This is a genomic window from Streptococcus sp. 27098_8_51 (assembly GCF_041432205.1).
Taxonomy (GTDB): domain Bacteria; phylum Bacillota; class Bacilli; order Lactobacillales; family Streptococcaceae; genus Streptococcus.
This window is the reverse complement of the sequence record NZ_JAPVZE010000001.1, coordinates 70,574-84,037: the sequence shown is the minus strand read 5'-3', so window position 1 is coordinate 84,037 and position 13,464 is coordinate 70,574. Positions and strand designations below refer to the sequence as shown.

The window sequence follows — 13,464 nt, the reverse complement described above, 5'->3', positions numbered from 1 at the left end:
TTCTCCTTTCTTAACTTACCATTTCTCTGCAAAAAATCGGAGACAGTCTGGTAAATTTTCCGACCAAGGTATTTCACTATGGATAGCACCAGACTGAACTTTCAAGACCAGATTATCCAAGTGTACTCCACCTGCAATCAAATCACGGTAATAGCGAAGCGACGAATCGATATAGGCTTGCTTGATATTGCCAGCCATCAAGGTCTTGTCCGTATCGTCTGCTTCTTCTGTTCCTACATAGATGAAAATGCGCTGTTCAGGCGACAATTTCTTACGCTCGATATAGCGGTTAAAGGCTTCTTGGTGAAGCCAGTTGGCAGATGAGAAGATACCTAGACAACCAATTCGGTCTTGGTACTCTAGTCCGATAAACTGGGTAATATTGCCTCCTAGTGACGAACCAATCATAGCCGTGTGCTGGCGATCAGCTTTGGTTCGGTAGGTTTCATCGATAAAAGGCTTGACCACCTCCATGACAAACTCGGCATACTCCACACCCTTACCGCCAAACTGCTGGCCTGGGATAGGAGATTCTTGAAACTTCCAAGCCGCATACTCATGCATCCGCCCCATGCCGTCATTATCTATAGCAACGACAATCATGCGGCTGATGTCTGGATTTCGTTTAATGGCTGGAATAATCTTCCAAGAGTGTCCGATATAAGACTCCTTGCTGTAAAAGACATTTTGCCCATCATGAAAGTAAACAACAGGGTAAAAACGGTCTGTGTCTTTCTCGTAGTCCTTTGGCAGGAGCACACGCACACGACGCTCTTTTCCTGTATAAGGAACCTTAAGTTTGTGTTCTTTCATTTTTAAATAAAAGTAGGAATGATTCATTGTCAGAAAACTCTCTATATTCAAAATTTTATCTTATTATACCATAAAAATAGAAAAAAAGTCAGTAAATGTCCATTTTAAGGATAAATAACTAACTTTTTCATTTATTTTTCTGAATTCTTCTGGATTTTCTGATTAGAGGAGATTGTCAATTAACTCATCGACAGCATCTTTTTTAGCTTGAGGTGTAATCTCAGTAATCATAATCCCCGCCACTGCTCGCTCAACCAAGCCTTCAACATCCATGCGTTTCTCATACTGCTCTGCATTCTCTATCTTAGGATTAGTCTTAGGACGGTCAGGTGCAAAAATAGTACAGCAGTCTTCAAAAGGCTGGATTGAAATTTCAAAGGTATCGATTTCCTGCGCGATGTCAATGATTTCCAACTTGTCCATCGTAACCACGGGACGAATGATTGGAGTGCTAGTCACAGCGTTGATAGTCTGCATGCTTTCCAAGGTCTGGCTGGCTACTTGACCAAGACTTTCCCCATTGATGATAACTAAACCATTTCGTACCTCACGGATACGGTCGGTAATGCGCATCATAAAACGACGTGTCAAGGTCATGAGGTAGGCTTCTGGCGCCTTAGCCTTGATTTCCTCTTGAATCTCTGTGAAAGGTACTTCGATAAACTGGATATTTCCACCAAACTTGGTCAATTTTCGAGTCAAATCGTGGGCTTTCTTGAGGGCACCAGGACTAGTGTATGGCGGACTGGCAAAGTGGACCGCCTCAATATCTACACCACGTTTAAGAGCTAAATAACCAGCTACAGGTGAGTCAATCCCTCCTGACAACATGAGCATACCTTTACCAGAACTTCCCACAGGTAATCCTCCTGCTCCACGAAAGGTTTCATAGGAAAGATAGGCAGCCTCCTCACGAATCTCAACCTGAAGATTAATATCTGGATTTTTCATCTGAGCTTGCACGTTTGGAATAGCCTCGAAAACAGCTCCACCAAGAGTTTGATTCAGTTCACGACTATCCAATTCAAAGTTGTGATCGCTACGCTTGCTAGTGATTTTAAAGGTCATGCCTTCCTTGTAGATTTCCTTCATAATCTCTTGGACAGCAGACTTCAGAACGTCCACTGACTTTTCAATCTTATACACAGGAGAAAAATTTTGAATTCCAAAGACTTGTTTGAGTGATTCTGCTACTGCTGTGTAATCAGCTCCATTGAGGTAAGCGTGGGCACGGTCGCGATCTGCGGTTACCTTAACTTGAGGATAGATAGACAAAACGTCTGAAATATTATTACGAAGTTTATTAATGAAACGCATACGATTTTTGTGCTTGGTTGACAATTCTCCGTAACGAATCATAATTTCTGAATACTGCATAAATGCTCCTATCTTACTTTTCTAGTTTGATTGTAAATTAATTTTAGCTTGGTCAAAAACTGCTCGACTTGACTCATATCATTTTCCAGGTCTAGGCTTAGACGCACAGCTGACTGGGCCTTATCTTTGTCCACTCCCATGGCAATCAAGGTCCCCGCAGGTTTTCCTGCCTTGGACGAACAAGCAGAGGTTGTGGAAATGAAAATATCATAGTCTTCAAAGGCGTGAACGATGACTTCACCACGAACACCCTTAATCCCAAAAGTCAGGATATGAGGGGCAAAGTCTTCCTCATCTGAAAAGACAAAAATATCTGGATAATCCAGAAGAGCTTGACGAATGACTGCCTTCATCTGCCCTGTCTTACTAGCAAAGATATCTAACTTTTCCATAGATAAACGGAGAGCTTTGGCTGTCGCTGCAATTCCAGCAACATTTTCAGTTGTCGAACGATAGTCTCGCTCCTGACCACCACCTGTTAAAAGAGGCATGATCCTCTTACCAGACTTGATATAGACAAATCCAACACCTCTGACACCATGAAACTTATGACTTGAAAAGGTCGCAAAATCCACTCGATCAGTTAGATACTTTTCAGTTGGAATCTTAGCAAGTGCCTGAACCGCATCAACATGGAAGGAAATAGTCGGCTTATCTGCTAACAGTTTCGAAATAGCCTCAATAGGCTGGATAGAGCCAATTTCGTTGTTAACTGCCATGATGGAGACAAGGGTCGTATCAGGTCGTAGCAAATCTGCTAATGCTTCAACATCCACAAATCCTTTCTCATCAACTGGAGCAAAATCTATTTCAAAACCTTGACTATTCAGCCAAAGGGCTGATTCCTTGACTGCTGGATGTTCAATAGCTGATACGATGATGTGCATACCAAACTGGGCTTTTTCAAAGGCCACACCCTTGATAACCCAGTTATCTCCTTCTGTTCCACCAGAGGTAAAGAAGATTTCATCACTCTTCTTGCCAATTAAATCTGCAATTTGCTGCCGGGAAGCATCTAAAATTCGTGTTGCCTGATCTCCCAGACGATGGAGACTAGACGGATTTCCTACAATTTTTGAAGCAACCTGCATGTAGGTTTCAAGTGCTTCAGGATAAGGCTTGGTTGTCGCCGAATTATCAAAGTAGATCATGTTTTCTCACGCTTTCTAAAATCACTCCTTCTATTGTATCACGAAAAGAGACCTGCGACAAGAAAGGGAGGTTTCTCTTTTTTTAAGATTTTTTTAAAGAAATGAGGTATAATAAATCATAATTAAAGGAGAGTATCATGTCTAACTATCGTAGAACTTCAAAACCAAAAACAGAACACATCAAAAAGGGATTTACTGTCTTTCAAAAAACGATTGCTACCATCGGTAGTATCCTTGGTCTCATCACCGCTACTATTACCATCATGAACGCGATGGATAATAACAAGAACAACAAAAAAGAACCGACGACAACTCAAACAACTGTTGTCAAGGAAATTCAAAAAGAATCCCCTCAGGAAAATACTACTCCTAACAGGGACAACACTTCTACTAAAGAAAATACCCTACAAGAAGAAACTTCTCAATCCAATAAAAAAGAGGAGAAAAAAGAAGAGCAGAAAACAACAACTCAGGACTCTTCTACACCAGCTACAAATAAAGAAACAAGCGATAATGGAACACAGTCAAATACGACGAGTTCTGAAACTAAAACGAACCAGTAATCAAAAAAATAACTTCTTTCCAAATTTGGAAAGAAGTTATTTTTTTATTGTTGCAATACTTTTCGTGGTTTGGTTCCCTCAGCTGGACCGATGACACCTGCCATTTCGAGCTCTTCCATCAGGCGGGTCGCACGATTAAATCCAACTGACAAACGACGCTGAATCATCGAAGCACTAGCTTTCTGGGTTTCGATAACCAAAGCCTTGGCTTCTTCAAAAAGCGGATCGCCACCAGCTTCACCATCAGAAAAATCTCCTTCATTTTCAGGAACATCTCCTGGGTCAAAGCTTTCATCGTAGTCCGCATCTGCCTGAGCCTTGATGAAGTTTACGATGCGTTCAACATCATCATCTGAGATAAAGGATCCTTGTAGACGGACTGGGTGATTTTCATCAATTGGTTTAAAGAGCATATCTCCTCGACCGAGCAGTTTTTCTGCTCCATTTTCATCCAAGATGGTTCGTGAATCTGTACCTGATGAAACTGCAAAAGCCACACGAGATGGGACATTGGCCTTGATAAGACCAGAGATAACATCAACCGATGGACGTTGCGTTGCAAGAATCATGTGAATCCCTGCAGCACGTGCCTTCTGTCCGAGACGGATGATAGCATCTTCCACTTCCTTGCTGGCCACCATCATAAGGTCAGCCAACTCGTCCACAATGACAACAATCAAAGGCAGGGGTACTTGTTTGTACTCAGATTGGCTATTGAATTCCTCGACCTTAGCATTGTAACCAGCGATATTTCGCACTCCAACCTTAGCGAAGAGTTCATAACGGTTTTCCATCTCATCCACCACCTTTTGGAGAGCCTTGCTGGCCTTGCGTGGATTGGTCACAACTGGAATCAAAAGGTGAGGAATGTCATTGTAAACGGATAACTCAACCATCTTTGGATCCACCATCATAAACTTGACCTGATCTGGTCTTGCTTTCATCAGAATGCTGGCGATAATACCGTTAACTGCGACTGACTTCCCTGATCCCGTCGAACCTGCAACAAGTAGGTGGGGCATCTTGGAAAGATCAAAGGTTCGAGCCGTTCCATTGACAGCCTTACCCAGAGGGATTTCGAGGAGATTTTCTGGTTTAGTCTGAGACTGTTCCCAGAGTTCGCGGAAAGATACAGTCGCAATTTCAGAGTTAGGTACTTCAATTCCGACTAAGGATTTACCAGGGATAGGAGCCTCAATCCGAACATCCTTGGCTGCCAGAGCCAGCGCTAAGTCGTCTGCTAGATTAGAAATGCGGTTAACCCGTACACCGACTGCTGGTTTGACTTCATACTTGGTAACTGATGGTCCAATTTCAGCCCGTTCTACCGTCACCTTGATACCAAAGCTAGCAAAGGTTTCTTCTAGGATTTTGATATTTTCTCGAACAATCTTCTTTTCCTTGGACTGATCTTTGGGTTTATCTGGCGCAAAGAGTTGCAAGCTTGGCAGTTTGTATTCAAGGGCTTCTTTGGCAGAAAAATCAACCTGCACCTCTTCATCCTCAAAGTCTTCTTCCACATCTGGAACTTCAAAATCAGCTTGAGGAAGGATAATCTCCGGTTCAATCCATTCTTCCTCAGGAATTGGGGGGAGATCGTAGACTGGTACTTCTGATAAGATTTCTCCAGTTTCAGGATCTACAGGAGGAAGTGGTAGCGCATCCTGTTCTTCTTGTTCTCTCTGAATTCTTGCTGCTTCTTCAGCTTCTTGACGTGCCTTCTCTTCTTCTCTCTTGATGAAACGTTCTTGTTTTCTCTGTTCCTGTTTTTCCATGAATGATCTGAACTGCGCTCCAATAAAGGCTGCAACATCATAAATAGACCAAGGACTAATCAGGAGAATCCCAACTAAAATAAAGAGAACCCCAATAAAGTACGATCCGATATTGGAGAAAAGAAAGGCAATGGGGATATAAAGTCCGACACCAAGCAGGCCTCCACCAGCGAAGCTAGTCACCCGCATACCAGTCAGGTCCGTCATAACTTGAGACAAGGTCCCTTTTAGAACTGACTGCTCCAAGCCATATTTCCATACCAAGTAGGCCTCAAAAATCAAGAGCAAGCCAGCGAAGATACAAAGAAATCCTGACAGAAGTCCCTCTTGCTTGCGGATCCATTTAAAAAGAAAAAGATAGATGAGGAGGGCACCTATGGCCACATAGGCCAAACTTCCAACCACCAGTCGAATGAGATTGTAAAGAGTGACACCTGCTGCACCGAGTTTAAGGGCTGCAATAATCAATAACAAGGCGATCCCTAAGGAAATCAACATCCTCTGGATAGCCTGTTTTCTTTCAAGTTCTGCTTTAGACGGTCTCCGTCTTGTTTTTGTAGTATTCTTGTTTACCATTCTTTTATTATACCATATTTCACAGCCATTTCGAATAGAGAAAAAGATTGCACCAAATGGTAACAATCTTTCTATTCTAATACTTTTTATGCTTGTGGTTTGCGTAGGTAACCATAAACCACACCACTTACAATTGCGCCAACCAAGACAGAGGCAAGGTAAAGAAGGGCATTTGAAGTTAGAGCGATAACGAAGATTCCTCCGTGTGGCGCCATGAGTTTGATTCCTGCAAGACCAACGAGTCCACCTGCTACTGCAGAACCAAGGATGAAGCTTGGAATCGCACGAGCTGGGTCTGCTGCACCAAATGGAATTGCTCCCTCAGTGATAAATGACAAGCCCATGATGATGTTTGTTAAACCAGAGTTGCGTTCTTCTTTGGTAAATTTATCTTTGAAAAGAAGGGTTGCGACAAAGATAGCAAGTGGTGGAACCATTCCTCCAGCCATAACTGCTGCCATAGCTACAGAACCACCTGAAGAAACAGTCGCTGCAAGCGTACCTGTACCAAAGACATAAGCAGCTTTGTTGACTGGTCCACCCATATCAACAGCCATCATGCCCCCAAGAACGATACCAAGAAGGACAGCTGAACCTCCCCCAAGACCGCCAAGGAAGTCATTCATAGCAGTGTTGATTGCTGCCATCGGGATGTTAACAGCTAGCATGACAAATCCAGTCAAGATTGTTCCAAGAAGTGGCAAGAGAAGGATTGATTTAGCACCTTCAAGTGAACGAGGAACTTTAACGTATTTCTTGATGGCAAGAACCAAGGCACCTGCGATAAATCCACCAACAAGGGCACCTAGGAAACCAGATGAGACACCTGCAAGAGTTGAAGTTGCTTCACCACCTGCGGCATAAGGGATTTTACCAAAGGCAAAACCTTCTTTGGCAATAGCACCAGCAACGAAACCAGCTACCAAACCTGGTTTTTCAGCGATAGAGTAGGCTACATATCCTGCGAAGACTGGAAGCATCAAGCCAAAGGCAGCCCCACCGATTTTCATGAACATAGAAGCGAGTTCATGGTAGGATCCGAGATTTCCAAGACTATCCTGTGGCACACCAAAAGCTCCGTCGATCAAGAAAGCGAGGGCAATCATGATACCACCACCGATAACGAATGGCAACATTTGAGATACACCACTCATCAAGTGTTTGTAGAAAGCTCCACCGATACTTTGTTTTTCATTAGATGCTGTTGCAGCTTTTGCTCCATTAGCAGCACGATAAACTTCAGCATCTCCTGAAAGAGCCAAGTTGATCAATTCTTCAGTCTTACGGATACCGTCTGCAACTGGACGGTTAACCAAAGGTTTTCCATCGAAACGATCCATCTCAACAGCCTTGTCAGCAGCGATGATAACAGCTTTAGCCTTGCGAATGTCTTCTGCAGTTAGTTGGTTACCAACACCGCTAGCACCGTTGGTTTCGACCTTGATCCCAACACCCATTTCAGCAGCTACTTTTTGAAGGGCTTCTTGGGCCATGTAAGTGTGGGCGATACCTGTCGTACAAGCTGTAACAGCTACGATAAAGTCGCTAGAGTCATTAGCAGGTACTTGAACAGGTTCCTCAGCTTTTTCTGAAGCTTGGTCAAAGAGTTCGATAACTTGATCTGCAGATGTTACTTGACGAAGTTTGTCAGCAAAACCATCTTTCATCAAGTATTGAGACAATTCTGCCAAGGCTGCTAAGTGAGTATCATTGGCACCTTCTGGAGCAGCAATCATGAAGAAGAGGTCTGTTGGTTGCCCATCCAAGCTTTCGTAGTCAACACCCTTGTTTGACTTAGCAAAGAGAACCGTTGCTTCTTTGACAGCAGAATTTTTACTGTGAGGCATAGCGATTCCATCACCCAAACCAGTGGAAGTGAGAGCTTCACGCGCTAAAATTCCTTCTTTAAAGGTTTCAAAATCCGTCACGTAACCGTGATCTACCAAACTTTTAATCATCTCTTCGATGACAGCTGTTTTTTCAGTTGCCTGCAAATCCAGCAACATGACATCTTTTCTCAATAGGTCTTGAATTTTCATCGTTTTTCTACCTCAACTTTTTCATATGTTTCTTTAATAAATTCCGCTGTTGCCAAGTCATCCGAGAAAGTAGTTGCTGTTCCGCAAGCTACTCCCCATTTGAAGGCCTCTACTGCATCTTTAGATTTGACAAATTCACCTGTAAACCCAGCAACCATAGAGTCACCAGCCCCGACTGAATTTTTGACTGTTCCCTTGATAGGTTTGGCGAAGTAAGCTCCCTCAGCTGTGACAAGAAGTGCACCGTCCCCAGCCATAGAGATGATAACGTTTTGAGCACCTTTAGCTAACAATTCTCGAGCATATTTCTCGATTTCATCTAAACTTTCGAGTTTCACTCCAAAGATAGCTCCAAGTTCGTGATTGTTTGGTTTAACCAAAAGTGGCTGGTAGTCCAAACTATCAATCAAGGTCTGTCCTTCAAAGTCACAAACCACTTGCGCACCAGTCTGGCGTGTCAAGGCAATCAAATCCTTATAGATAACATTGCCTAGGTTCTTAGCACTCGAACCCGCAAACACCACCGTATCTTCTGCTGTCAAACTAGACAAAATAGCTTTCAATTCTTCCAGCTGAGCTGGTTCCACATTTGGACCTGTTCCATTGATTTCTGTTTCTTGGTCTGCTTTAATCTTGACATTGATACGAGTATCTTCTGCTACTTGGACAAAACGAGTTTCGATTTCTTCCTCTGAAAGGGTATCTGTGATAAATTTACCAGTAAATCCTCCGATAAATCCAGTCGCAGTATTAGGAATATCCAAGCGCTTCAAAACACGGCTAACATTGATTCCTTTCCCACCAGCAAACTTATCATCACTGTCCATACGATTGACACTGCCGACTTGAACTTGCTCCAAGCGCACGATATAGTCTATGGATGGATTAAGTGTGACTGTATAAATCATACTTCTATTACCTCCGTTTTCTTCTTAATAGCCTGCAAGAGCTCATGCCCTTGACTTGTGATGACAATAGCGCGTTTAAGTGGTGCTACCTTGGCAAAGCAAGTTTGACCAATCTTTGACGAATCAACCAAGACATAGGTTTGTTTGGCATTCTCTAAAATAGCACGCTTAACGGCTCCCTCCTCCATATCTGGAGTCGTATAATAACCATCGTCGACACCATTCATCCCGATAAAGGCACGGTCAAAGTGCAATTGGTTAATTTGATTAAGAGCAACTCCACCGATACATGCATCTGTTGCCATCTTGACACTCCCTCCAACCATGACAGTTGGAATCTGTTTTTCAACCAACTGAACCGCATGGTGAATGGAGTTGGTCACAACTGTGATATTCTTATTAACCAATTCCCTGATTAAAAAAGCAGTTGTCGTTCCAGCATCGATAAAGATAACATCTTTTTCCTTGATAAGAGAGGCTGCTTTCTGAGCCAGTAACTTCTTCTCTTGAAGGTTTTTGACAGATTTTTCTTGGATGGTTTCTTCTTCCTGCAAGGAGTGGGGTAATTCTGCTCCACCATGCACACGGCGAAGCTTGTTTTCCGCCTCCAACTCATCCAAATCTCTTCGTACCGTTGATTCTGATGTTTCTAATAGACTAACCAATTTTTCTAGGGAAACCACATGATGTTGATTTAACTCTTCTAAAATCAGTTGCTTCCGCTCAGTTTTTAACACCAAATCACCTCCTGTTATCGTTTACACTATTCATTCTAGCACAATTTCTATCAAAGTCAAGCATTTTTTATCATTTTCTTTCAAATTCTATCATTTTTGTCTATTCCAACATTTTTATTGCAAGATAAGTGGCTTTATGGTAGACTATTTGAGTAAGTATTGGAAGATTACTCAAGAGGCTTAAGAGGCCGTGTTGGAAACGCGGTAGGCGTATAACAGCGTGCGTGGGTTCGAATCCCATGTCTTCCGTAGAAAAAAGAAAAACTGCACCTCAATGCAGTTTTTTATCGTTCTAAGAACAATATCTAGAAATGAAAGGCTGAGTTACTCTAACTATCACACCATATTTTTCTGTATCCTTCCCTATCCTAGAATCACTTTGATTTCATCAAAAAACAAGTAGTTTATTTTGACTACTTGTTTTTCTTCTAAATCTTGTGATTAGATATTGCTTTTATCTTTTTTATCTGAAGATTTGTCTGTTGATTTATCAGTGGATTTGTTTGAAGATTTATCAGAAGACTTGTCTGTTGATTTATCATTAGACTTAGTTGAGTTTTTACGGACAATTTTATCATAACCTTCTGTATCATCAAGCAACTCTGTTGCCAAAGTACGGTAATCTTCTTGTGAAATCAGCCAGTTTCCATCCTTATCCTTAGTTAATTTGATTTCAGTATCAAAATCACCAGTAGTGAAAGGTGTATGAGCTAAGTTAGGATCAACGTCACTGTAGGTTGAGAAATCTTTCTTGAATAGATGCTCAAAAATCCAGTAAGAAACCAATGTTTGGTAACGCTTGATGTCAACGTTTGAACCAGCTTGATTGTATTTACCTAGGTTATCAACACCTCCAATAAGAGTAGTGAGAACTTCCCTTGTAGATGAAGCCAATCCTTTAGAGTGTAACTTCTTAGAGTTGAAAGTAACAGTCGCTGTATTTCCTGATTCATCAACCTTCACGTCTTTAACAGTGTAAGAACCGATATCTTGATATAATCTACGTCTCATCTTCAAGAAACCTGAAATGGTTTCTTCTGGAGTTTCTACAGGGAAATCTTTGTGCCATTGTACTGAGTAGGTAGATGCAGGTGAAAGACCTTCTTCTTTGATTTTTTCACTTGTTTGAACTGCAAATACGGCCTCAGTCCATTTTTCATAAGTGTCGCCATAAATCTTCTTAAATCGAGCAGAGTCGCTAGTAAGAACTGAGTCTAAGAGAATCTCAGCATCCTTTGTAACCTTTTCTTTAACTTCTGCTGCCTCATCCTTCTTCTCAACTTGTTCTGTATTCTCCTTGTTATCAGAAGAAGCTTCAGATGACTGATTAGAAAATACAGAACATGCACCCAAGACAACCGTCGAAAGTGCTAAGATACTTAGTAACTTGATCTTTTTCATGTTTCACCTCATTATGAAAATTTACTCTTGGAGACCACCTCCAAGTTGATTGGTTTAGAAAAACACTGGGTTTATCTAACGGAGAATGGGGGATTCGAACCCCCGCGCCAGTTACCCGACCTAACGATTTAGCAAACCATCCTCTTCAGCCTCTTGAGTAATTCTCCACTAACATACTAGAATAAATAGGATACAACGAAGGATACAATTTGGAAAAAATCTACTGTATACCTGTTCATAATGGAGCCGGTGGGAGTCGAACCCACGTCCAAACACCTGCCAACATATTTGTCTACAACCATAGGTTATGTATTGTTTTAACAGTCCCTCGACACATAACTCAAGCCTAGGAACTGCGAGTCTATTAATCTCTTACCAAACCACTAGACAAGGCTTGATCGTATCTCGCTAATCATAAGACCTGTCATTGAACACGAGCAATCCAAATCAGGTCACGCCTGCTGGTTTTTAGGCAGCTAGAGCGTAAGAAGTGTTATTTTTTGCAGTTATATTTAACTGAGCGTTTACGTCGCCACACGGGTTGCAAAATATGCCTCATAATGCCTGTCGAATCCGTAACGACCCCAGGATGTTAGAACTATTATAACCTATCTTCAAAAAAAATGCAAAATCAAGCCAATTCTTTAGAACAGATACGTTTTCAAAGCATCTGATAATGCTTGATAACCGGCTACACTTAGATGGAGGCCATCCGTTGTATAGGTTGATTGAAGTTGCCCTTCTGAATCTGTCAAACTATCATAAATCGGCACAAAATCTACCTGCATATAGGCGGATGCTAGAGCCTCATAGGCTTGATTCCATTCTCTGATCTTTTCATTGGTACGAATATATACTGTCTGCTTGTATTCTTCTCCTTCATTGACTGGCAGAATAGAAACAAGCTTTATTTGTGACAGCGGATAATCTCGGTTGAGCGATTGAATCACACCTTCAAGATTATCCAAGGCTTCATTCATGAGAATATCTTTTCCGATATCGTTTGTCCCAATTAAGAGAACAATTTGATCGACAGCATCACCATAAAGATGAGCATCCAAATTCTCTAATAAAAGCCTCGTCTGGTAACCTCGGATGCCTCGATTAACAATCGTCTTGACAGTCCCGAGTAACTCTTGCAAAGGGTAGTATTCTACAATCGAATCGCCGATAAAAATCATATCTGGTTCTAAAAGAGAAATCTGATTGAGTTCACGATACTTGGTTTGAATCTTTGCTTGCTCTTTTAGAAGCCAATTTTCTAATAACTGTACTGCCACCTTATCCCTCTTTCTCTAACCACTTTTCTAGAATCTGATAAACGCCCCCTTGGCTGTTAGCTGGAGCTAGGGCTGTTGCAACTGCCTTGGCCTCATCATCAGCATTTTCCATAGCATAGGCAATTCCAGCCATCTCCAACATCTCAACATCATTTTCGCTATCACCAAAAGCCATGATCTGTTCTGATGTCAAATCCCAGCGCTTGAGTAATTCTTCCAATCCCCAAGCCTTGTGAACACCAGCTTGCAGGATATCAATACAGCCATAACCGCTAGAAACAGCCCTTACACGACCATCAAAGAGATCATTGATTTCCTGCAAAACTGAACTAGAACGTTCTTCACCAACGACCATGCTCATCTTTAGAACTCCTCCAAAGAGGTCTGAGTTTAGCTCATCCACAAAATTGGTCCTTTGGTAAAGTTTTTCAATCATCTCTGGAGTCATAAATTTTTCCAGGTCTGTAAAAATCGTTCCTTCCTTGACAAAACTCCCATTCATACTGGTAACGACGAACTGATCTCGACACTCTCTCCCTTTAAAATGAAGGAGAGCCTTGTCAACCATAGAATCATCCCAGGTCTGAGCTTGAAGTAATGTATCATACTCAAATATCCGAGCACCGTTAGCAACAACCAGAACTACTCGACTCGCCAAGTGTTCTAATAATTGCCTCATCCGATGGACTTCATTCCCTGTCGCAATGACAAAACGGATATCCCTTTGATCCAGCTGATCTAAAATCTTTTCCAAGCGAGGTAGATCTAGCTGCCCCCTCGGGTCTAGCAAGGTTCCATCCATGTCTGTTGCAATCAATTTAATCGTCATCTCATCTCCTTTAGG

At 42.0% G+C, this 13,464-nt stretch carries 11 protein-coding genes, 2 tRNA genes and 1 other RNA gene; 2 read left to right on the top strand and 12 right to left on the bottom strand.

Annotation, left to right across the window (positions count from 1 at the left end; translation table 11 throughout):
* Positions 1–15: 15 nt before the first annotated feature.
* From O3622_RS00345 to O3622_RS00335, 3 genes are all read right to left on the bottom strand, one after another.
* Entirely contained in the window at positions 16–840 is an 825-nt protein-coding gene (locus tag O3622_RS00345) for an alpha/beta hydrolase (protein ID WP_049477631.1), read from the bottom strand.
* A 135-nt stretch (positions 841–975) separates the two neighbouring features.
* Positions 976–2,190 (bottom strand): tRNA uracil 4-sulfurtransferase ThiI, encoded by a 1,215-nt coding sequence (gene thiI, locus O3622_RS00340; protein ID WP_371606871.1) that lies wholly within the window; start codon positions 2,188–2,190, stop codon positions 976–978.
* Positions 2,191–2,198: 8 nt separating this feature from the next.
* A complete protein-coding gene (locus O3622_RS00335; protein WP_049518978.1) occupies positions 2,199–3,341 on the bottom strand; it encodes a cysteine desulfurase family protein in 1,143 nt (380 codons plus the stop codon).
* A gap of 137 nt (positions 3,342–3,478) precedes the next feature.
* Here O3622_RS00335 and O3622_RS00330 point away from each other — a divergent pair, with 137 nt between their 5' ends.
* Entirely contained in the window at positions 3,479–3,904 is a 426-nt protein-coding gene (locus O3622_RS00330; RefSeq protein ID WP_049479078.1) for a DUF6556 family protein, read from the top strand.
* A gap of 44 nt (positions 3,905–3,948) precedes the next feature.
* Here the strand turns inward: O3622_RS00330 and O3622_RS00325 are convergent, their stop codons facing one another.
* The 4 genes from O3622_RS00325 to O3622_RS00310 all read right to left on the bottom strand — a co-directional run bounded on the left by O3622_RS00325 (position 3,949) and on the right by O3622_RS00310 (position 9,939).
* The gene (locus tag O3622_RS00325) at positions 3,949–6,255 is read right to left on the bottom strand and encodes a DNA translocase FtsK (protein WP_371606870.1); all 2,307 of its coding nucleotides are present in this window, start codon (positions 6,253–6,255) and stop codon (positions 3,949–3,951) included.
* An 86-nt stretch (positions 6,256–6,341) separates the two neighbouring features.
* A complete protein-coding gene (locus O3622_RS00320; RefSeq protein ID WP_042902438.1) occupies positions 6,342–8,294 on the bottom strand; it encodes a fructose-specific PTS transporter subunit EIIC in 1,953 nt (650 codons plus the stop codon).
* The gene (pfkB, locus tag O3622_RS00315) at positions 8,291–9,202 is read right to left on the bottom strand and encodes a 1-phosphofructokinase (RefSeq protein WP_000640820.1); all 912 of its coding nucleotides are present in this window, start codon (positions 9,200–9,202) and stop codon (positions 8,291–8,293) included. The genes O3622_RS00320 and pfkB overlap by 4 nt, the downstream gene beginning before the upstream one ends.
* Positions 9,199–9,939, bottom strand: a complete 741-nt coding sequence (locus tag O3622_RS00310) for a DeoR/GlpR family DNA-binding transcription regulator (protein ID WP_000920648.1) — start codon at positions 9,937–9,939, stop codon at positions 9,199–9,201. Before O3622_RS00310 ends, pfkB begins: the two co-directional genes overlap by 4 nt.
* Before the next feature lie 161 nt (positions 9,940–10,100).
* Between O3622_RS00310 and O3622_RS00305 the strand changes: the two genes are divergently transcribed.
* Positions 10,101–10,188 (top strand) — tRNA-Ser (locus O3622_RS00305).
* A gap of 192 nt (positions 10,189–10,380) precedes the next feature.
* On the opposite strand, the gene O3622_RS00300 is transcribed toward O3622_RS00305, so the two are convergent.
* From O3622_RS00300 to O3622_RS00280, 5 genes are all read right to left on the bottom strand, one after another.
* Positions 10,381–11,340, bottom strand: coding sequence for a hypothetical protein (locus O3622_RS00300; RefSeq protein WP_000721422.1), 960 nt, complete (start codon positions 11,338–11,340; stop codon positions 10,381–10,383).
* Positions 11,341–11,419: 79 nt separating this feature from the next.
* A tRNA-Ser gene (locus O3622_RS00295) sits at positions 11,420–11,507 on the bottom strand.
* A 71-nt stretch (positions 11,508–11,578) separates the two neighbouring features.
* Positions 11,579–11,926, bottom strand: a transfer-messenger RNA (tmRNA) gene (gene ssrA / locus O3622_RS00290).
* A 58-nt stretch (positions 11,927–11,984) separates the two neighbouring features.
* Complete coding sequence (locus O3622_RS00285) at positions 11,985–12,620, bottom strand: SGNH/GDSL hydrolase family protein (protein WP_084943723.1); 636 nt, start codon at positions 12,618–12,620, stop codon at positions 11,985–11,987.
* 1 nt (position 12,621) lies between these two features.
* Complete coding sequence (locus O3622_RS00280; protein ID WP_049490760.1) at positions 12,622–13,449, bottom strand: Cof-type HAD-IIB family hydrolase; 828 nt, start codon at positions 13,447–13,449, stop codon at positions 12,622–12,624.
* Between the last annotated feature and the right edge of the window lie 15 nt (positions 13,450–13,464).

Excerpts from the sequence above, each read along its gene's own strand:
- O3622_RS00325 (WP_371606870.1), bottom strand. The coding sequence starts at position 6,255 with ATGGTAAACAAGAATACTACAAAAACAAGACGGAGACCGTCTAAAGCA.
- O3622_RS00335 (WP_049518978.1), bottom strand. The coding sequence starts at position 3,341 with ATGATCTACTTTGATAATTCGGCGACAACCAAGCCTTATCCTGAAGCA.
- O3622_RS00320 (WP_042902438.1), bottom strand. The coding sequence starts at position 8,294 with ATGAAAATTCAAGACCTATTGAGAAAAGATGTCATGTTGCTGGATTTG.
- O3622_RS00330 (WP_049479078.1), top strand. The coding sequence starts at position 3,479 with ATGTCTAACTATCGTAGAACTTCAAAACCAAAAACAGAACACATCAAA.
- O3622_RS00345 (WP_049477631.1), bottom strand. The coding sequence starts at position 840 with ATGAATCATTCCTACTTTTATTTAAAAATGAAAGAACACAAACTTAAG.
- O3622_RS00280 (WP_049490760.1), bottom strand. The coding sequence starts at position 13,449 with ATGACGATTAAATTGATTGCAACAGACATGGATGGAACCTTGCTAGAC.
- pfkB (WP_000640820.1), bottom strand. The coding sequence starts at position 9,202 with ATGATTTATACAGTCACACTTAATCCATCCATAGACTATATCGTGCGC.
- O3622_RS00300 (WP_000721422.1), bottom strand. The coding sequence starts at position 11,340 with ATGAAAAAGATCAAGTTACTAAGTATCTTAGCACTTTCGACGGTTGTC.
- thiI (WP_371606871.1), bottom strand. The coding sequence starts at position 2,190 with ATGCAGTATTCAGAAATTATGATTCGTTACGGAGAATTGTCAACCAAG.